This window comes from Paenibacillus senegalimassiliensis (assembly GCF_001486585.1).
In the GTDB taxonomy this organism is placed as follows: domain Bacteria; phylum Bacillota; class Bacilli; order Paenibacillales; family Paenibacillaceae; genus Fontibacillus; species Fontibacillus senegalimassiliensis.
The window spans coordinates 1,644,573-1,662,836 of record NZ_LN909046.1 but is presented as its reverse complement, the minus strand read 5'-3'; the positions used below and the strand labels follow the sequence as shown (position 1 = coordinate 1,662,836).

Genomic DNA, 18,264 nt, shown 5'->3' with positions numbered 1-18,264 from the left:
AAGCGATATGTTGAAGATTGGATTGGTTGGCTTCGGTTTTATGGGCCGGATGCATTTTGATAATTATGTACGTCTGATGAATGAAGGACAGCAGATCGAACTGGTGGCTATCTGTGACTTGATTATCGACGAATTGAAGGATAGCAAAGCAGGCGGAAATATGTCTACAGGTCAGGAGGTTTATGATCTGTCTTCCTACCGGTTATATGATGACATCGAGAAGATGGTAGCTGCGGAAGAACTGGATATGATTGACCTTGCTGTTCCGACCTATATCCATGCCGAGATGGCGTGTTCGTTGCTGGAACGTGGCTATCATGTGTTCTGTGAGAAGCCGATGGCCCGTTATTCAGCGGATGCACTCAAGATGGCCGAAACGGCCCGCAAGCACGACAGAAAGCTGATGATCGGGCAATGTCTGCGCTTCTGGCCAGGTTATGAATATCTGAAAGCAACCGTTGAGGAGGAACGTTTCGGTAAGGTGACGGCGGGCTATTTCTATCGCGGCTCGGGAGCTCCTAAGAACTGGTTCCTGGACGAAAGCTTGAGCGGCGGCGCTTTGCTGGATATGCATATCCATGATTCCGATATGATTCAGTGGTTGTTCGGAACACCGGAGAAGGTATCCACCATCGGACGCAACGTGATTCCGGGCAGCGGCTATGACATGGCATCTACACATTATGCCTATCCGGATGGCAAGGTCATTAACTCGCAGGTGGACTGGACGCTGGAAGGGGACCACGGTTTTTACATGGGCTACCGCGTTAACTTCGAGCGGGGCAACATCGTATTTGATGGCGGTACAGTAACGGTGAACCCTAACGATCAGCCGGGCTTCAAGGCAGAATTGTCCGGGGAAGACGGATATTATCGCGAACTGAAGCACTTTATTGGAGCTATCGAAAACAATACAGAAATTGTAATTTGTACACCGGAAAGTGCAGCGGATTCCGTGGTGCTGGTAGAAGGCGAAGAGCAATCGGCCAAGGCTGGAGGCGCTTGGGTTAGTCTGTAATATCATGCGAGTAACGCATGTTTCCGGGAAGGGACAGTCATACTAGCATGGAGGAGGCGTGATGTCCATGTTAGTCAAGACAAGATGTTCAACCTTCATAATTATAGCTGCCTTATGTGTTGGTAGCGGGCTGGAATTCAACCTGCCAATGGCGAAAGCGGCATCCTCTACGCTGTTTCTGCCGTCTGCTTCTGCTGTCGTGAAGTCCAAGTCGGTGACGGCGGGACCGAATTCACGGATAGAGACGGGGAAGCGGGGGGAGAAATCCCGCAAGCTGGTAGTCATTATTGATGATTTGGGCAACAACATGGGTGGCACGGAGGAAATGCTATCCTTGCCGGTGCATTTGACGGTTGCGGTAATGCCTTTCCTCCCAACCTCACGGGAGGATGCGCTCCGTGCCCATAAGCTTGGGCATGATGTGCTGGTGCATCTGCCGCTGGAGCCCAAGCAGGGACGACCGGAATGGCTGGGTCCTGGCGCGATTCTGACCCGAATGACGGATGCCGAAGTCAGACAAAGGGTAGAAGCAGCCATCGATCAAGTGCCATATGCCGTTGGGATTAACAATCATATGGGCTCCAAGGTGACCGGAGACGATCGGGTTATGTCAGTCATTCTGGAGGTATGCCGAGAGCGTGGGCTTTTCTTCGTAGATAGTAAGACCAACTACCGTTCCGTCGTGGGACGGCTAAGTCTGGAGAAGGGACTGCCACAACTGGAAAATCATCTCTTCCTGGATGATTTGCATACCGAGAATCATATGGCGGGTCAGCTTCGGAAGGCTCAGCAATTGCTGGAGAGCCGCGACAACTGTGTATTGATCGGACATGTTGGTGTTCATGGCCGAAAGTCAGCCGCCGTATTGAAGAAGTACATTCCGCTAATGCAAGCAGACGGCGTGGAGTTTATCGGTATTCGCCAGCTTGCCCAGGAACAGATCAGTCCCGGAGTATCTCCGGGACCGGGGTTCACATTACCGTAAGGTATTCCATAATTCCAAGGTACAACGCTTCGGCGATTCTCTGCTGACCGCGCCCATTCGTAAGAAGGGCGCGGTCTTCTGCGTTACTTAGGAAGCCTGTCTCCACAATCACGGCAGGGCAGTCGATATGATTTAGCAAGTAGAAAGGCTTGCCAAGCTCGGGGATGCGCGATACCTGTAAGTTCGGATCATAAAGTCGTTCGAGAGACTGCTGGATGGCATTCGCCAGGTAAGCGCTTCGGCCTTCGTTCTGATGCAGCACCAGGGGGCCGCGCCTGCTCTTGTTCTTGCCCCAATTGACATGCAGGCTAACTACAATAACCGCAGGCACTTGCTCGCTTAACTCCTTACGCTGAGCCAGATCTCGAAGATGACGGGAGCGGCTGCGTGACCAGCGATTATCATCACTCAGAGCGTAATCACCCGTACGGTTCAAAATGGCTCGGTAGCCATGGCTGCGAAGCACGAGGTACAGCCTGCGTCCGATGTCCAAATTAATATCCTTCTCCAGAATCTGCTCGAAAGAGGTGCCTCCGTCGATTCCACCATGCCCCGCATCGATGAGAATGACTGGCTCAGGGAAGGCGTGCCGGAAGTCGTTGTCTCCTTCCGCCCGTGCGAACGGGACTCCCCCCACCAAGGCAAGGGGAAGAAAGACCAGCAGGGCAAGCAAAATAAGGGCAGTTTGTCTCATGAATCTCACCTTTCACGCGGTTTGGCTTAGTGTTCACCATACTTCTATAGATTGATCCTGGATGGGTTAAATCATGCATGCCGGGGAACGAACGGGTTAAAAGATGACCGACCCGGACACACTGATAGCAAAGGATAGCTACAGCATAAAGGAGGTTATCTCCATGGCCAAAGGGGACGAGTTGGTCAAGTACATTACCGAACGTGTTGTGGATTACGTTGAGACACCCCGTGAGGTTCGACGTGAGCGTTCCAAGCCCAGAGAACCCTGGACACGGCGCTGGTTCGGCATGATTCCGTTCTCCCTTTCTTTATGGGCGAAGGAATTGCCCAAGGTGAATCGGAGGAAGGGAAAAGGGAAGGAAACCGAGTCGAGATCAGGACGCGGCTGAGTGTGGGGATGTTTATCACCGCTGAACAGGATGAAATACAGAACAAAAGCAGGCCACTGTAATCCCAAAAAGGGAGAGGGGCCTGCTTTTTGTGTATCTAGAGAGAATAATTGCCTATGGTCTGTGTGAAACGTCAATCATTGATAATGTTTAATATGCTGTAAATTTACCGCTGCTGGTTAAGGCGTCGAGCGCGATGACGCGCATGGTGCTGTCTGAGCTGGTGACAACGTAGACGGCATTTCCTGGCTCGGAGGCTTGCGAGGAGCTGCCTCCGGTCCAGGTCTGATAGCCATACACTGCCAGCGGGAAGGAATAGGTGCGGTCCTGCCCGGAGGTGGCATAGACCAGTTGTTTGCTGGCTTTGAGCTTGGCGATAAAGCTGCTGGTATCCACGGCGACGGATTCGCCCGTCATCCACAGCAGGTTGTCATAGGGGTCGAAGCGCTCGGCAGTCAGCGCGAGACGTCCTGGCGCAAGCGTGCTGCGGCTGCTTGCGGCCTGGCGTGGCGGCGTATACTTCGCCGCCTGCTTGTCCCAGCTACCCGGGGTCTCGGGTAGCCATTCGCCGTCAGCGGCATTGACGTACTGGGGTTCGCCGGTATCCTGGCGAACCATCCACGCGGTCAATGCCGGGCCGGCGTAGAGCGGGACGGCGCCGCGGGGTGATGGTCACGAGCCAGCTATGGGTGCCCGGCCCGAGTGGCTCGATGTTGGCGCTGGCGCCAGCCCAGGCGGTGAACGGCTCGGCGGTGGCGAGCTTGCTGATAGCATCTGCCGCAAAGCGGCGTAGCTCCTCAGGCGCTTGATCCCCGCTTAGCCGAGCCAGGGCGCCTTCCAGCCCGAGTTCAGCGCTCCCAGCCGTAGCCAGGCTTGCAGCACCGCTTGCTGCCCGGGCAGCCTCGGCGGTGCTGCTTCCACTATAAGGTAAAGTTACCGCACTATATATCATCGTAGCGCACAGTAGTATTTTACAGGTGATCGACCACGTTATTTCCGGTTTTCCGATAGGCATGTTTGTCGCCTCCCTAGGGATTAATCGGTGCTAATTGCCATGAGACATTGGCTGCTTGTCCATTGTACCGAAGCCGGTTCGAAAAGGATGTTGCAACCTGTCGCGCGGCGCCGGCATGATCCGCTTCTATTTTTGCGGTCTTTTAGCGAGTCAGGTCTATTTCTGGTTAGCGTGGCGAACGTAGATGAAAGATGCCGCAGCCCAAAGCCGATACGACAATTCTCGGCTCGTACTGCCAGCGTATTTCGCTGCGTCTGGCTTCGTATTGCTCCTGCGCGCCTGCGGCTCGCTCGGCATCGGGGTCCTGAAGCAAGTCGCGGTAGTAGGCGTCGATGAGAGCAAGTTCATCGTTCAGCCGCTCTCTGGCTGCGGTCGCCCAGCTCTCGTCATAGCTCTCCAGCTTGGCGGAAATCCTTGCCTCCAAAGCTTGACGACCTTCGTCAAGCGTCAACTCAGTGGGCTCGATATGCACGTTCTCGGGCAGACGAGGGGAGAGATTCTTAGTGGCCAGCCGCTCTTGAAACGATTCATCCAACTTCCCGCTCAGCAGGGAAATCCCGTAGTTATGCAGCTCCTCCCGCTTCATATCACAGGAGAATTCGACCTTGAAGCAAACGCCCAGCCACGGTTCATAAGCGGCAGGCAACAGAGACAAGCGCTGGCGAGGGGCTGTCTCTTCAAACAGATAGACGTATCTTCCTCCGCGTCTAGTAGCTTCGAAAATTTGTCCCAGTCTTGGGCTGCCGAAGGTCAACTCTTCTCGCTGAATCCGGCCCGGCCCAAGTATAGGCAGCGGTCTGACTCCGCCAAAGTAACGGCCCAGAATGCTATCCTCTTCGGCTTGGGCTTCTCCTGAAGCAGGTTCGCTATTCTTGGTCGCCGCCGCTTGCGCCTTCTTCTCAGCCGCGTGATGCTGCTCCGGATTGAAGATAAACGAGAAGGACATGGTCTCCGGCTCGGCTCCCGTTCGCTCAATGAACCCCCAATAGTAGGGGCGGTTCGTCAGGTCGCGGTCAGCACGGGGCGACAGTTTGACCGTAACGTGATGCGGTGACTTTTCCAGAATATTGCATTCTGTTGCTTCCAGATAGGTCATGACAAAGTCACGAATTTGTTCATGGGTCATGGACATACCGAGTCACCCTCCCAATAAATGCTGAAGTCCGCCATCTGGCGCAGTTGTATCCGCTTCGGCATCCAGCTCAGATTGAATATGATTAAACTCTCGGCCTAAGGTTTCCACGCGACTGGCAATTTCATCTTCGCTGCCGGATTCCAGAATCATCTTGTAGATGCTCTTCTCCAAAGAATGCTGCTTCTCAAACCGTTCCAGAATGACATCCAGATGGCCGATGACCTTCTCGAACATATTGATCTTCTCATGCAGGAGATGGAGAATATGCTCTTCGATCGTTCCCTGCGTGGACAAGTTGTAGATCTTAACGTCCTGCGTCTGTCCCAGCCGGTGGACCCTTCCGATTCGCTGTTCAACCCGCATCGGGTTCCAGGGCAGATCGAAGTTGATCATATGGTGGCAGAATTGGAGGTTGATGCCTTCGCCTCCGGCTTCCGTAGCAATCATGACCTGCGCCCGGCCGCGGAAGAGGTCCATCATCCAGTCCTTCTTACCTCGATTCATGCCACCTCGGTAAGGCACAGCCGTCATGCCGCGATCGCGGAAGTATTTTAACAAATATTCTTGAGTGGCCCGGTATTCGGTGAAGACAATAACCTTGTCGTTCATTTCCCTCACCAGTTCCATGGTCTTCTCGGCCTTGCTATTCGCCCCAATCTGCCGAATCAGGTCCACCAGCTCCCAGATTCGATCCCGAATCGGAGAGTCGGGGTCGAGCTTCTTCGAGAGATTAACGAGAGTAACGAACACGGCATCCCGGCTGCTGCATACTTCCCGCTGCAAGGTGACAAGCGACAACATGCTGTTCAGATCACCGCCAGCGGCATGGTATTGATCCTTAACGAAGGAGGTCACGCCGGCGTAGAGATTCTTCTCTTCCTGCGATAGCTCCACATCGATATTACGAACGATGCGCTTGGTGAATTCAAGCTGACCGTCCCCCCGACGGTTGCGGATCATTACTTTGGACAATTCGTCCTTCAACTGATCTTCATTCTTGGGAAGCCGCTTATCAACGACGAAGTTCGCCGAGAAGTCGCTATGCCCACCAAGCTGGCCCGGCTTGAGCAGCGTAATCAGGTTGAAAAGCTCGCTCAAATCGTTCTGAACCGGAGTAGCGGTGAGCAGCAGGCAGTATTTCTTGCGTAATTGCAGCATGAGCTGGTAATTGGTCGTTTTCTTGTTCTTCAGCTTGTGGGCTTCATCGACGATCAGCATGTCGTATTCCTGACTCAGCAGGATGCTCTTATGCGGGTCGCGCTTGGCCGTGTCCATGGAAGCAACGACAACGTCATTTTGCCAGGAATGCTCCTTCTTCTGGGCTACCGCAGGAATGCCGAACTTCTGGTTCAGCTCTCGTACCCATTGGAGGACCAGGGATGCGGGAACAAGAATCAATATTTTGCGAACGAGTCCGCGTACGATATATTCCTTCAAAATCAAACCCGCTTCAATCGTCTTGCCCAGCCCCACCTCGTCAGCGAGAATGGCGCGTCCACGCATCTCAAACAGCACTTTGCGTGCGGTTTCCGTCTGATGCGGCAGCGGGGTCACATCCTGCAGATGCTTCAGGCATTGCATCTCCTCAAAGCTAGTGACGAGTGAGGCCGTCTCGGCCTTAAGGGCAAGGTTAAACAGCTTCCAGTCGTCCCAAGGGCCGCCCTTCTGCTGCCGAGTGGTCAATTCGCTGAACCAGTTACGGTCAAACTCGGGAGTAAGACGGATATTTGTGGCCTGTTCCGTTGCGGAGCTGCCCTTGGGGCTGGGGGGATGCGGATTCAAGATGGATAACCTCCCTTATGGTGCGTATTCACCTAAACTTTTTAAAATGAAACAAGATTTATAGCTTGTGTGTAGGTGTAGTATGGACGAAAAAGAGGGGGTTCATAACCTTGGACGTAAATCGCCGGCATGTTCGTCTGTTTGCATGTAGGCAGGGTGACGAGGGGAAGCTAGGCGTAGCTTGAAAAGAACGAAATCTGAGAAAATGAGAGGAAATGGCTACTAGGCCAGCGTGTATTCTGGTACAAGCCAAAAAAACCGCTTGTTTGTCCAATGACAACAATATATAGTGTAGTATAATAGTTATTACACACAATATATTGTGTTTTTTACATATGATGATCTTAATTGCTAGCTGATCTTAATTGCTATAAGTACGGAAATTTAATCAGGGAGGTTGTTAGTTCGTGAATCAGGTTCCTGTGCCGAAACAACGCTTGGAAGGCTTAAGCGAGAAAATATTCCTGGATCGTTACGCGTGGAAAAATCCAGACCCCAGTCATGCCAAGGTGGGCGATGTGGTTCTTGTGCTGACGAAGGACGATCCGAAATTCCCGACGAAGGAGGTTGGGGAAATTGTTGCCCGGGAAGGACGTATGGCGACGGTTCGGACGCGCACCGGGGAACTGGTGGAGACGGATGTGGAGAAGCTGACGCTGAATATAGAGAAGACGCCGGAGGAAATGTGGAACCGTCTGGCGAAGGCTATGGCCTCGGTGGAAGCAACACCGGAACTCCAGCAAGAGTGGGAGACCAAATTCCGGCACATTCTGGATGACTGGAAGCTTGTTCCGGGCGGACGGATTGCTGCCGGAGCGGGGGCCAGCGATGAACTGACCTTGTTTAATTGTTATGTTATCCCTTCGCCCAAAGATAGCCGAGGCGGGATCATGGAGACATTGTCAGAAATGACGGAAATTATGGCCCGCGGAGGTGGCGTTGGCATTAATCTGAGTTCCTTGCGACCGCGACGGGCGGTGGTTAAGGGGGTCAACGGTTCGTCGAGCGGGGCCGTATCCTGGGGAGGTCTGTTCAGCTATACGACAGGGCTAATTGAGCAGGGCGGCAGTCGCCGTGGGGCGTTAATGCTGATGATCAACGACTGGCATCCGGATGTGCTGGACTTTATCACGGTCAAGCAGACGATGGGACAGGTGACGAATGCGAATTTATCGGTCTGCGTGAGCAATGCGTTTATGAAAGCCGTGAAGGAAGATCTGGATTGGGAACTGGTCTTCCCAGACACAACCGATGAAGATTACAATGACGTCTGGGACGGTGATCTCGACAAGTGGAAAGCCGCGGGCCGACGGGTGAACCACTACCGCACGGTCAAGGCACGGGAGATTTGGCATACGATCATCGAATCGGCCTGGAAGTCGGCGGAGCCGGGCGTTGTATTTATGGAGTATTACAATCAGATGTCTAATAGCTGGTACTTTAACCCGATTATTTGTACGAATCCGTGCGGGGAGCAGGGCTTGCCAGGTTGGGGTGTCTGCAATCTGTCGGCCATGAATTTATCCCGGTTCTATGACGAGGCGAACCACGATGTGGATTGGGAAGACTTGGCGACGACAACCCGTTATTCAGTCCGCTTCCTGGACAATGTAATCAATAAGACGCCTTATCATTTTGAGGAAAATGAAAAAAATCAGAAGCATGAACGACGTATTGGCCTAGGTACGATGGGACTGGCCGAATTGATGATCAAGCTGAATATCCGTTACGGTAGCCCGGAATCACTTGAATTTCTGGATAAGCTGTATGGTTTTATCGCGCGGGAGGCTTACCTGGCTTCTTCAGACATCGCTGCAGAGAAAGGTTCTTTCCCGGCATTTGAGGCTGACCCTTATTTGCAAAGTGGATTCATGAAGGTGATGACGGAGGTATACCCCGAGGTTGGGGAGGCGATTCGTAAGCAGGGCATTCGGAACGTTACCATCATTACTCAAGCGCCCACCGGCAGTACGGGGACGATGGTGGGTACTTCAACAGGCATTGAACCGTATTTCGCGTTCAAATATTATCGCCAGAGCCGCCTTGGCTTTGACGAGCAATTCGTGCCGATCGCTCAGGAGTGGATGGACGCCCATCCTGGAGAGGAACTGCCGGACTATTATGTTACAGCCATGAGTCTATCCGCCGAGGATCATATTCGCGTGCAGGCAGCGATTCAGCGCTGGGTGGACAGCTCGATCTCCAAGACGGCAAATTGTCCAGCGGACTTCACTGTGGAAGAGACGAAACGGTTGTACGAGCTGGCCTTTGATTTGGGCTGTAAGGGTGTGACCATTTATCGCGACGGCAGTCGGGATGTACAAGTATTGCAAACGGAAAAGAAGGAAACGAAAGAAGCAGAGGTAGAGCTTCCATCAGCCAACGAGGTTGGAACAACAGAGCAAGCGGATGCCAAGGCGGAGCCGGAAGCTGGCGATTCCTTGTTGCCCAGCAATTTTGCTCCTTCCGGGTTGTCCAGATCGTCCAGCAATCAGTACAAGCGGCGGCCGCAAGTGTTGCAGGGAGCCACGTATAAATTGAATACTCCCTTCGGGATGGCTTATATTACGATCAATGATTTGAATGGCACACCGGGGGAAATCTTCCTTAATGTCGGCAAAGCGGGCTCCGATGTGTTTGCCATGGCTGAAGCGCTAGGGCGGGTCTGCTCCTTGTTCCTACGATATGGCGACCATGGGGAGAAGGTGGAGCTGCTGATCAAGCATCTCAAAGGCATTGGCGGTACGGGAGCCATTGGCTTTGGAGCCAATCGCGTGGAATCCATTGCCGATGCCGTAGCGAAGGCCCTGGAGATGCATGTGGGTCATGGCCCTCATGATGGGCATGATTCGGCTCCGATAGCAGCGACTTTGGCTTCCCGCGAAGAGCCTGCTGCCAACTCGACGGGTTGGCAGCAATCGACTTCGATTGCGACGCCGGGTAGCTCTTCGAGTCAGGATAATCACATAGGCCGGGATCATGCAGGGGCTGAACAGGAGATTCACCATTCCGGAGAAAGTCATACGGTTTCAACAACCTCACTTGACCTGTGTCCGTCCTGCGGCACTGCTTCGCTAATCAATGTAGAGGGCTGCAAGACCTGCAGCAATTGCGGGTATAGTCGTTGTTCTTGAGTGGTTTAATCAAAAACGCCCAATTTTGTTATGTATTATGTTGCTGACAACACACCTCTTATTACCTCTCTCGGCTATTCATGAAGAGGTAATTAAGAGGTGTTACTTTTAGGTATTTATATATTTGTCCTTTGGTCGTAAAGTTCTTTTAGTCGCTTTACATCTGTTTTAGGAGGATAACCAAATGTACGGGCGTATTCACGGCTGAACTGGGATATACTTTCATAACCTACACGGAAAGCAACATCAGAGGCATCCGCTGATTCGGATATTAAGAGGCTTCGTGCTTCCTGTAAACGCAATTGTTTTTGAAACTGAATCGGGCTCATGGCCGTCACCTCTTTGAAATTCCGATAAAATGATGAGATGCTCATATTAGCTATTTCTGCAAGTTTTTCAATACGCAAAGATTCATTACTATGACTCATAATATGCTCAATCACTTGTCGTATTTGAAATATGCTGCTTTCTTCTAATGCGATATTGGCCAGTGCTGAACCATACTTCCCTTGCAAAACTCTATACAGTATTTCTTTAGTATAGAAAGGAGCGAGGTAGGCAATGTCATCAGGGGTATCCAGTAAACGAACTAATCGGACAATCGAATCCAGTATAGATATTTCAATTTGGCCGACGAACAATGCCCGTCTAACATCATCTTGTTTGTTAAGTTGAATTTCAGAGCTATTTAAAACCTCAAATATTTGCTCTTTTGTAAAGTTAAGCTTGATACTTAAAAATGGGGCATCGGGAGAGGATGTAATAATCTGTCCGACAACGGGCAACTGCATGGATGAGATTAGGTAGTCCGCAGGACCGTATTCATAACGTTCTTGTCCCAGAAACACCTCTTTTAAACCTTGGGCAATAAAACATAAGGAGGGATTGTAAACTCTGAAAATACGGTCGGAAACATGGGATCTTCGAACTAAAGCCAAAGATGGGATAGCGGTTGAAAATACCCCGTCTTTACTTATATGATGCGTAATAAGCTGGACCAACTCGTCCGTTAGTTTCAGAATTTCCTCAGACATAATAGCCTCCAATTTACTTGCATTTTAATTTAATGATACATTTTCACTTCTTAAAAGTTAAGCTTGTTGAGAGAATTAGGCAAAGATTCGAGATTATCAGGGAAATAATTTTCGATAGAGATATTACATAATGAAATAGATGTTTAAAGAGGAGGACTAGAATGATGGAATATACCAAATTAGGAAATTCAGATCTTGAAGTTTCTCGTTTGTGTGTGGGATGTATGAGCTTTGGCGATGCGGCTAGTCACATGCATGCTTGGACATTAAACGCAGAAGAGAGCGAAGCTCTCATAAAACAGGCTCTTGATTTAGGCATTAATTTTTTCGACACTGCTAACATTTATTCAAATGGCACCAGCGAGGAATATCTCGGACGTGCGATTCGAAACCATGTGGCTCGAGATCAGGTCGTAGTCGCTACAAAGGTCCATTTTAATGAGGGGAAGCTCTCAAGAAAAGCCATACTGCGGGAGATTGACGGTTCACTGCAACGTCTGGGAACTGATTATGTTGACCTTTACATTATTCACCGCTTTGATTACAGCACTCCGATAGAGGAAACGATGGAGGCGCTTGACAGTCTTGTTAAGGCAGGAAAGGTACGGGCTCTCGGTGCTTCTGCCATGTATGGATACCAGTTCAATAATATGCAAATCGCTGCTGAAAGGAACGGTTGGACATCCTTTGTGTCTATGCAAAATCACTACAATCTGCTTTATCGTGAGGACGAGCGGGAGATGATTCCTATATGCAAACAGCAAAATGTATCGCTTACTCCTTACAGTCCTCTTGCTGCAGGCAGACTTTCCCGTCTTGAATGGACGACAGATACAGCGCGCAGTAAAACTGATAAAACGGCTATATCCAAATATGACAGCACTCAACAAACAGACTATAACATTGTGCTTCGTGTAAATGAGCTTGCAGAAAAATATAATGCCACGATGACGCAAATTTCGCTTGCATGGCAATTTGCCAAAGGAGTGACGTCTCCTATTATTGGTGCAACCAAAGCAAAGTACTTTAATGATGCTGTTGGTGCGCTTCAAATAAAGCTGGAAGAAGGTGATATCTCCTATCTGGAGGAATTGTATGTTCCGCACAAGATTGTGGGTGCTATTTAGCGTTTAGTATAGAAATGAAAATACGTTTGCAGGAGAGTAATACCAATGAAACAGAATTATGTAACTTTGAATGACGGAAACCATATCCCGCAATTCGGACTTGGTGTATATCAAATTTCAGGTGATGAAGCCACTAAACAGGCCTGCCTTGAAGCACTGAATCTTGGTTATCGGCATATTGACACCGCCCATGCCTATCAGAATGAGCGTGGTGTTGGGGAGGCTGTGAAGGAAAGCGGGATTCCTCGTAATGAGATCTGGATTACTTCCAAGCTGTGGCCCAGCGAGTATGGAGAAGGTAAGAGCGCTGTGGCTATAGAGAAAATGCTGGACCGTTTGGACACTGATTACATCGACCTGCTCTTGCTGCATCAGCAGTTTGGCGATTATTCGGGAGCGTGGAAGGACATGGAACGTGCGGTGGTACAAGGCAAAGTGAAGTCTATCGGCTTGAGTAATTTTGAATCGGAGCGACTGGAGGAATTAGTGGAGGCAGCAAACATTAAACCCTCCGTTCTACAGGTAGAGTGCCATCCTTACTATCAACAGAATGCTCTGAAGCAGCGCCTTGCTCCTTATGGTACTGCCATAGAGAGCTGGTACCCTATAGGACACGGAGATAACGAATTACTGAATGAGCCAATATTTACCGAACTGGCACAGAAATACGGAAAGACCAATGTGCAGGTTATTCTACGCTGGCATATGCAGGAGGGCATTATTGTATTCCCGAAATCCACTAACCCACAACACCTCAAAGAAAATATAAGCATCTTTGATTTTGGACTGACTGACAAGGAAATGGCACTAATCCGTACGCTTGATAAAGGTGTTCGTTTCTTTAATATGACCCTTGCCGAACAAGAGCAAAATCTGGGGAAATTCATCCCCGCTGATTAATGTTGCTGTTAGCAAAACACATTTTGTAATATGATGGAGATGTCCACTAGACAAAGAGCTTGCAATTATAGAGAGGAGAGATAGTGATGTCGGTACTTGATGCAATTATGGGACGTAGAAATATTAAGGCTTTCAAGCCTGATGCCATTAGTGAGCAGCATGTGCAATCCTGGCTGACAGCGGCGAGTTATGCACCGAACCACCGGATGACGGAACCTTGGCGGGTGTTAATCGTGGGGCCTGAGACCAGAGGACTCCTCAAGCATAAGACAGACTTTGGTGGTGCACCTGTGGTTATAGCTATCTTGTCCAAGTCTGGAGCGACTACTTTGGAGCGCGATGAGAATGTTATGGCGACCGCTTGCTTCATGCAGAACTTTATGCTCGCTGCGCAAGAGGCTGGCGTAGGCACCTTCTGGTCCTCGTTGGGAGCAGCAGCTCATAATCGTGAAATCCTGGGTGCAGCGGAGTCTGAGGACGTGATTGGGGTATTTGGCATTGGTTATCCGGCCGAGATTCCAGCCCTGAAGCCAAGAACTCCGATAGAGGATAAAATCACAAGCTTGCCTTAAAAATGCTGGATAGATGGAGATTTGAGCTAGGTTGAGGACTAAAACGGTGACTCGTAACATTGGTATCTGCGGTAGAAAAGCTTCTAACTAGAAGTATTTCTTCTGAGAGCTGGGTTGGGGTCACCGTTTTTTGCTCTGTTGGTTGACATTTAGAGGGAAAAGCATATATAGTAAGTAGTAAGTGATAAGTAGTAAGCAATAAGTTGGGTAAAAGATTTTTATGGACGAGTGACCCACTTTCATAATAGTGCGTGTTCAAAAAGTCGGGTTTACAGGACCAAGAAGGTTGGATGAAGCTAGGGACTGAGTAGCGGAGCGTACGTAGTGGGTACGTGAGCAACGGAAGGCCCGGGTGAATTCAAGATTCGATGTCGAGTTCACTCCTTGAACAACTTCGTTCTGGGAAGGTGACTTTTTGAACAACCTATAATAGTGATACACATTTCATTTCCTTGCACCTGGGAAGGTCAGGTCACTCCATGACATGAAGATGGGGGAGATTGGTAATGACAGAATTTACGCTGGCCCAAGGTTTCTCAATGATTGCTCTAAATGCACAGAGAAGCAGTCATAGGACGGCGGTGAAGCAGATAGCGCTTCGCTCGTTGGCTGCGGCGGTGGTGTTGGAATGTTATCTGGAAGGGAAACTCCGGGCTGCTGCTGATCAAGGAGAAGATGAACTTGAACTAGATTCTTATCTGCCTGGTTCAGGGCGCAGCGACTATAGTTCGAGTGAGACGGGGGAAGAAGCCTATCAGGCTTCGGTAATAAGCTGGCTGCGAGGTGGGAATCCGGGACGTCATGGTCAACTACGCTGGTGGTTAAAGCGGGCCTCTTCCTTGTCTCAACGAAAGCTCATGCACTTGGAGGAGGTTATGACTCGCTCGCTCATGGATCTAGGAGCGATGGAGGAAATTCCACATTTGCTGGGGTGCGATATGTTCTTTGAGTCCTCAGGCGTGGAGGTAAAGGAGTACCGAAGCAAGTTGCCTGAATACACGCGTATGGCTGAAGGACTACGTGCGGAAGTATTGGAAGACGGTCCGGTGAGCGATGAAGCCATCTGTCTATTGTGGTTGCTGCGCGAAAGCGGGTGTCTGCCTGATCTGTTCTCATATCAGGAGTTGGACCAAGTAGCACAAAGGATCAACGAGTTGGATGTATCGAGTCCCCTGGCGCATAACCTCTTTTGGATACGGATTGGGCAAGGGTGGGGGATGACGGTGAAGCATTTTCTGCAATGGAAAAAAGCCTTCGTACAAACGACAGTTGGTAGAGGTATGTTGTTCTTGTTCCCACTGCTGGAGCGATCCCAGGCGGTATTTATTGAAACAGAGGCATGGTTTGCTAATTCTCAAGATCGTCTGGATGCGGTAAAGCAGCGACTAGAGTCTCAAGGGCATGCCTTTACTGTATTACGAGAGGGGGAGAGCCCCACGATTAAAATCGATAACTTGATCTATGAAGCAGTTCCGCATCTGGTAACAATGCGCGTGCCGATTCAAGGGGTACGGCTACTTCCTAAGCGTCCACTTTAATTGTGAAGGTTAAGCTAAAGGAGATAGACTTTTATGTCCAGACAACGTTCCATGGAAGCCATTGAATCCTCGGAGTTCGTAACGATCGGTGAATTGGTAAGGCTAACGACTACCCGTTACAGTACCTTAAAGTTTTATACGGAAGAAGGAATGCTGCCCTTCGAGCAGGCCGAAGAGAACCTGACGCGCCGTTACCGCCGCGAATCCACCGTCAAGCGCATAGCCCTAATCAAGCAGCTTCGCAGTGACGGTCTGTCCATTCCGGAGGTCAAGAAGGCCTTGGGGTTAGAGGTGTAGAGCAGGTTAGAAAACTGTGGTAGAAGAGCGATGATAGATAACGTGAAGCAAGAGCAATGGAGATTCCTGATAGATCAGGGGTCTCTTATTTTTTTTATAATGTATTTTGTAAAAAGGATTAGCTTCTACCGTGTCTAATATACTGTTATGGAAGATTATGCGAACTGCGGAGGGAGGGATTTTGATTGAGATATCTTCCTAGGTTTCTTGTGTTTATGAGTGTGTATATCTTGCTTCCACTGTTATTAATCTTCACCATTCACTATTTAGATCGGTACATAGTTATAGCTGGGGCAAAAAAGTCTGGAGTACTTTCATTAGGATCTATATTGACATGGATTATTGGTTATTATGTCATTGGAATATTGAATATAGTGTTTTTTTGCCGAGGAGAACGGAGATCGAACTTTTTTATAATTTGGATGATAGGACAGATGCTTATCGGGCTTGGAGTTGTCTTTTATGCTTTTCATTCTACAATGACCAACTTTGGTGGTCTAGTTATCTTCCCTTGGGATTTTGTAATATGGCTATTTACATTATCGTACAGCTTAATTTATAATCTCATTTTCTTTTTGATTGCCCATAATATTATTAATAAAAGGAAAAATAGTGCGGTAACAGTGGAATAACCGTCTATTTTTAGAAATGAACCAGAAACCTGGAGGTAGAACCTATGCTGACTATGCAAAATCTTTTGCTGATAACTGACATCCCCGGCTATACCCCTCAAATTGCTAGATTGATATCTATGATGAATTATGCAAGATTTACAACGCTAGAAGCAGTAAAGGACTTAACGCAAGCTGAACTCGATTTTTTGCTAGATTCCCAGAGTAATTCTATAGGTGCTTTATTATCGCACTTTGCGGCAGTTGAATATGCGTATCAGGTATCTACATTTGAAAAGCGAGATTTAAATGATGAGGAATTATTAATCTGGGGCCCTGCACTTGAACTTGGCAAAGTAGGACAGGAACAAATCAAAGGTCATGACTTGGATTACTACATCCATCAATTGGATCAAGTAAGAAATAAAACGCTCGAATTATTCAGGTCTGTTAATGATGAATGGTTATATGTAGAAGAGGATTTTTGGTATGAGCAAAAGGCGAATTACTATTTTATGTGGTTCCATGTTTTCGAGGATGAACTCAATCATAGAGGTCAAATTAGACTGATCAGAAACAGACTGAACATAATAAAATAAGTAACTGTACAGAAGAGGATGTAAGAGGTTGGAGAAGAACTGACCTAACTTGTAAGCGCTTAGACGTTAAGCCATCCGAAGCAATTTTAGTGGGTGATGGTGGCTCGGACGAATTAATGAGTGCTTACCGATCTTTGGATGCTAAGCTATTCGGAAGAAGATACAGGTAAAATGTCATTACAAATGAAGAAAGATTTGTAGTGGTTGGTTCATTATTTCTTGGCTACAGTTCAAAAAATGAACCTGCTCAAAGGTTTTAAAACCGTTTTTAACGAAAAAATAATCAATTTGCAATCAGTGAGGAAATTTAGGATGAGAATTATAGTAACTGGTGGAGCTATCATAAGAGATCGTCAAGGTAGAATATTGCTACAGAAAAGATCAGATTATGGTGATTGGGGACTTCCTGGTGGAGGGATGAATGCAGGAGAATCCGTTGAAGAAACCATGATTCGTGAAGTGTATGAAGAAACAGGATTAGAAATAAAGCAATATGATTTATATGCTGTATATAGTGGTCCGCGCATGAAATACAGGTATCCGGATGGTAATGAGGTTATTTTTGTAATGTTTATATTTAATGCAGAAGTAGATATTGAAGGAAGGGTCAACGAGGATAGTCTACTGATTTATCGCGATGAAAACTATGAATCTTTAAGACTTGAATTCAAACTCCTTGAAGCAATAAATATTGAAGAAATAAATATAGTACAGAGACCACTATTTGAAGATTTGAAAAATAATGTGATTACAATATTAAGAACTTGATGTTGGAATAAAGAGGCTAAGTGTTTCAAGGGTGGGAGGACAATTCTGATGGTTGATTATCCTCAAATAGAACATGTTATCTATCAAGCAGATACTTCTGTTCCTTTAGTAGTCATGATGTGTGGTGTGGCGGGTTCGGGTAAAACAACCTATGCTCAACTATTGGAACAGAGAGGTTTTATTCGCCTGTCTATTGATGAAGAAATTTGGGCTACGAAGGGTCGCTATGGCATTGATTATCCCATAGAAATGTATGAGCAACTTAAAGTTGAAGCCGAACTAAAGCTGCGTAATGAGCTTGTAAATCTTCTGAATAAAAAGCGCAATGTGGTTATTGATTTTAGCTTCTGGCAGCGAAAGAGACGGAATGATTATAAGAAGCTGATTGAAGAAGGCGGAGGGGAATGGAGACTTCTTTACTTGAAAGTCCATCCTAATGATTTACGGGAACGACTCCGCATTCGTAGCCAACGATTTGATGCTAATGCTGCATTTACCATAACAGAAGAAATATTGTCTTCATATCTTAAAGGGTTTGAAGTACCTTCGGGAGAAGGAGAAATGATTGTTGAAGCCAAGAAATAATGAAAAAACTAGCGGGGTAGAGTTTACGATGAGAAGGGAAATTTTGGCTAAAATAGCTGGATAATTAGCTCCAAGGCCA

General features: G+C 48.3%; 18 protein-coding genes. 12 read left to right on the top strand and 6 right to left on the bottom strand.

The window, feature by feature from the left end; all coding sequences use genetic code 11:
• Positions 1-7 precede the first annotated feature (7 nt).
• Positions 8-1,018 carry a Gfo/Idh/MocA family protein gene (locus BN3279_RS21815; protein ID WP_059053934.1) on the top strand — a complete coding sequence of 337 codons (1,011 nt, stop codon included), beginning with the start codon at positions 8-10 and terminating at the stop codon, positions 1,016-1,018.
• 67 nt (positions 1,019-1,085) lie between these two features.
• The gene (locus BN3279_RS21810) at positions 1,086-2,003 is read left to right on the top strand and encodes a divergent polysaccharide deacetylase family protein (RefSeq protein WP_059053932.1); all 918 of its coding nucleotides are present in this window, start codon (positions 1,086-1,088) and stop codon (positions 2,001-2,003) included.
• On the opposite strand, the gene BN3279_RS21805 is transcribed toward BN3279_RS21810, so the two are convergent.
• Positions 1,990-2,697, bottom strand: a complete 708-nt coding sequence (locus BN3279_RS21805) for an N-acetylmuramoyl-L-alanine amidase family protein (RefSeq protein ID WP_059053930.1) — start codon at positions 2,695-2,697, stop codon at positions 1,990-1,992. The two genes, BN3279_RS21810 and BN3279_RS21805, sit on opposite strands and share 14 nt — an antisense overlap.
• A gap of 163 nt (positions 2,698-2,860) precedes the next feature.
• On the opposite strand from BN3279_RS21805, the gene BN3279_RS21800 reads away from it, so the two are divergent.
• Positions 2,861-3,088: a YqzE family protein gene (locus BN3279_RS21800; protein WP_059053928.1), complete on the top strand. Its 228-nt coding sequence runs from the start codon at positions 2,861-2,863 to the stop codon at positions 3,086-3,088.
• Positions 3,089-3,238: 150 nt separating this feature from the next.
• Here the strand turns inward: BN3279_RS21800 and BN3279_RS24095 are convergent, their stop codons facing one another.
• The 4 genes from BN3279_RS24095 to BN3279_RS21780 form a co-directional block, all read right to left on the bottom strand.
• A complete protein-coding gene (locus BN3279_RS24095) occupies positions 3,239-3,706 on the bottom strand; it encodes a hypothetical protein (RefSeq protein WP_059053926.1) in 468 nt (155 codons plus the stop codon).
• The gene (locus BN3279_RS21790; protein WP_059053924.1) at positions 3,660-4,103 is read right to left on the bottom strand and encodes a hypothetical protein; all 444 of its coding nucleotides are present in this window, start codon (positions 4,101-4,103) and stop codon (positions 3,660-3,662) included. The genes BN3279_RS24095 and BN3279_RS21790 overlap by 47 nt, the downstream gene beginning before the upstream one ends.
• A 166-nt stretch (positions 4,104-4,269) precedes the next feature.
• On the bottom strand, positions 4,270-5,235 hold the full coding sequence (locus BN3279_RS21785; RefSeq protein WP_059053922.1) for a YqhG family protein: 966 nt from the start codon (positions 5,233-5,235) through the stop codon (positions 4,270-4,272).
• A gap of 6 nt (positions 5,236-5,241) precedes the next feature.
• Positions 5,242-6,963 carry a DEAD/DEAH box helicase gene (locus BN3279_RS21780; protein ID WP_232436931.1) on the bottom strand — a complete coding sequence of 574 codons (1,722 nt, stop codon included), beginning with the start codon at positions 6,961-6,963 and terminating at the stop codon, positions 5,242-5,244.
• A 464-nt stretch (positions 6,964-7,427) separates the two neighbouring features.
• On the opposite strand from BN3279_RS21780, the gene BN3279_RS21775 reads away from it, so the two are divergent.
• Entirely contained in the window at positions 7,428-10,154 is a 2,727-nt protein-coding gene (locus BN3279_RS21775; RefSeq protein WP_059053918.1) for an adenosylcobalamin-dependent ribonucleoside-diphosphate reductase, read from the top strand.
• 116 nt (positions 10,155-10,270) lie between these two features.
• Here BN3279_RS21775 and BN3279_RS21770 read toward each other — a convergent pair whose 3' ends face one another.
• Complete coding sequence (locus BN3279_RS21770) at positions 10,271-11,188, bottom strand: AraC family transcriptional regulator (protein ID WP_059053916.1); 918 nt, start codon at positions 11,186-11,188, stop codon at positions 10,271-10,273.
• Between the two features lie 164 nt (positions 11,189-11,352).
• Between BN3279_RS21770 and BN3279_RS21765 the strand changes: the two genes are divergently transcribed.
• The 8 genes from BN3279_RS21765 to BN3279_RS21725 all read left to right on the top strand — a co-directional run bounded on the left by BN3279_RS21765 (position 11,353) and on the right by BN3279_RS21725 (position 18,185).
• Entirely contained in the window at positions 11,353-12,315 is a 963-nt protein-coding gene (locus tag BN3279_RS21765) for an aldo/keto reductase (RefSeq protein ID WP_059054642.1), read from the top strand.
• 45 nt (positions 12,316-12,360) lie between these two features.
• Positions 12,361-13,215 (top strand): aldo/keto reductase, encoded by an 855-nt coding sequence (locus BN3279_RS21760; RefSeq protein ID WP_059053914.1) that lies wholly within the window; start codon positions 12,361-12,363, stop codon positions 13,213-13,215.
• Between the two features lie 86 nt (positions 13,216-13,301).
• Complete coding sequence (locus BN3279_RS21755; protein WP_059053913.1) at positions 13,302-13,787, top strand: nitroreductase family protein; 486 nt, start codon at positions 13,302-13,304, stop codon at positions 13,785-13,787.
• A 506-nt stretch (positions 13,788-14,293) separates the two neighbouring features.
• Entirely contained in the window at positions 14,294-15,325 is a 1,032-nt protein-coding gene (locus tag BN3279_RS21750) for a hypothetical protein (protein WP_059053911.1), read from the top strand.
• Between the two features lie 33 nt (positions 15,326-15,358).
• Positions 15,359-15,622, top strand: coding sequence for a helix-turn-helix domain-containing protein (locus BN3279_RS21745; RefSeq protein ID WP_059053909.1), 264 nt, complete (start codon positions 15,359-15,361; stop codon positions 15,620-15,622).
• Positions 15,623-16,298: 676 nt separating this feature from the next.
• Positions 16,299-16,832, top strand: a complete 534-nt coding sequence (locus tag BN3279_RS21735) for a DinB family protein (protein WP_082673169.1) — start codon at positions 16,299-16,301, stop codon at positions 16,830-16,832.
• A gap of 219 nt (positions 16,833-17,051) precedes the next feature.
• On the top strand, positions 17,052-17,600 hold the full coding sequence (locus BN3279_RS21730) for an NUDIX domain-containing protein (RefSeq protein ID WP_316245767.1): 549 nt from the start codon (positions 17,052-17,054) through the stop codon (positions 17,598-17,600).
• Between the two features lie 48 nt (positions 17,601-17,648).
• The gene (locus BN3279_RS21725) at positions 17,649-18,185 is read left to right on the top strand and encodes a P-loop nucleotide/nucleoside kinase family protein (protein WP_059053906.1); all 537 of its coding nucleotides are present in this window, start codon (positions 17,649-17,651) and stop codon (positions 18,183-18,185) included.
• The last annotated feature ends 79 nt before the right edge of the window (positions 18,186-18,264 follow it).

What these genes read in the sequence shown, in the direction of transcription:
- BN3279_RS21815 (WP_059053934.1), top strand. Translation starts at nt 8, where the DNA reads ATGTTGAAGATTGGATTGGTTGGCTTCGGTTTTATGGGCCGGATGCAT.
- BN3279_RS21810 (WP_059053932.1), top strand. Translation starts at nt 1,086, where the DNA reads ATGTTAGTCAAGACAAGATGTTCAACCTTCATAATTATAGCTGCCTTA.
- BN3279_RS21805 (WP_059053930.1), bottom strand. Translation starts at nt 2,697, where the DNA reads ATGAGACAAACTGCCCTTATTTTGCTTGCCCTGCTGGTCTTTCTTCCC.
- BN3279_RS21800 (WP_059053928.1), top strand. Translation starts at nt 2,861, where the DNA reads ATGGCCAAAGGGGACGAGTTGGTCAAGTACATTACCGAACGTGTTGTG.
- BN3279_RS24095 (WP_059053926.1), bottom strand. Translation starts at nt 3,706, where the DNA reads ATGGTTCGCCAGGATACCGGCGAACCCCAGTACGTCAATGCCGCTGAC.
- BN3279_RS21790 (WP_059053924.1), bottom strand. Translation starts at nt 4,103, where the DNA reads ATGCCTATCGGAAAACCGGAAATAACGTGGTCGATCACCTGTAAAATA.
- BN3279_RS21785 (WP_059053922.1), bottom strand. Translation starts at nt 5,235, where the DNA reads ATGTCCATGACCCATGAACAAATTCGTGACTTTGTCATGACCTATCTG.
- BN3279_RS21770 (WP_059053916.1), bottom strand. Translation starts at nt 11,188, where the DNA reads ATGTCTGAGGAAATTCTGAAACTAACGGACGAGTTGGTCCAGCTTATT.
- BN3279_RS21765 (WP_059054642.1), top strand. Translation starts at nt 11,353, where the DNA reads ATGGAATATACCAAATTAGGAAATTCAGATCTTGAAGTTTCTCGTTTG.
- BN3279_RS21760 (WP_059053914.1), top strand. Translation starts at nt 12,361, where the DNA reads ATGAAACAGAATTATGTAACTTTGAATGACGGAAACCATATCCCGCAA.
- BN3279_RS21755 (WP_059053913.1), top strand. Translation starts at nt 13,302, where the DNA reads ATGTCGGTACTTGATGCAATTATGGGACGTAGAAATATTAAGGCTTTC.
- BN3279_RS21750 (WP_059053911.1), top strand. Translation starts at nt 14,294, where the DNA reads ATGACAGAATTTACGCTGGCCCAAGGTTTCTCAATGATTGCTCTAAAT.
- BN3279_RS21745 (WP_059053909.1), top strand. Translation starts at nt 15,359, where the DNA reads ATGTCCAGACAACGTTCCATGGAAGCCATTGAATCCTCGGAGTTCGTA.
- BN3279_RS21735 (WP_082673169.1), top strand. Translation starts at nt 16,299, where the DNA reads ATGCTGACTATGCAAAATCTTTTGCTGATAACTGACATCCCCGGCTAT.
- BN3279_RS21725 (WP_059053906.1), top strand. Translation starts at nt 17,649, where the DNA reads ATGGTTGATTATCCTCAAATAGAACATGTTATCTATCAAGCAGATACT.